Origin of the sequence: Pseudomonas sp. MWU16-30323 (assembly GCF_020515595.1) — a bacterium.
GTDB classification, from domain to species: Bacteria; Pseudomonadota; Gammaproteobacteria; order Pseudomonadales; family Pseudomonadaceae; genus Aquipseudomonas; species Aquipseudomonas yamanorum.
In genome coordinates, this window is record NZ_JAIWYM010000092.1 from 1 (window position 1) to 516 (window position 516).

Here is a 516-nt window from a genome sequence, read left to right on the forward strand (position 1 = left end):
ACACCGCCAGGCCAGAGGCTCACACTATCCGGCCTATCTCAACAAGGAAGGGCTGGGCGCGCCCTACCACACCACGATCAACCATCGCCTGGCGCAACGATCCCTGATGTACGTGGTACCCAGCCTGAGCACCAGCGACAGCCAACAGGCCGAGCACGCCCAGCAGCGGTTTTTCAGCTCATTGGCCACCGAGAGCCGGGACAGAATCTTCCCGCCCAATGGCAACCTCAAGACCGGCCGGTTCACCGGGCTCGGCAACCATTTCATGGGGGTGTACCAACCCCATATCCGCAACCAGTTGCTGGAACTGCTCAACCCTGGGCGCGACCCGTTGCTGGAGCGGCAGGTGCAGCGGCAGAAATTCAAGCAACAGATGCAGGAGAACGCCTTGAGCGCGCCCGAAGATGAGCTGACGCGTAACCGGGTGTTCCTCGAACTGCAAAACCAACTGGAGCAGGCCCTGCGGGTCACGCGGGAAATGGAGGGCGGCGCCGAAGCGCTGCAACGGTTCGATGA

At 62.2% G+C, this 516-nt stretch carries 1 pseudogene; it reads left to right on the forward strand.

Features of this window, described 5'->3' with window-relative positions:
• A pseudogene (locus LIY45_RS30585) lies at positions 1–516 on the forward strand (lipase family protein); the annotation flags it as partial.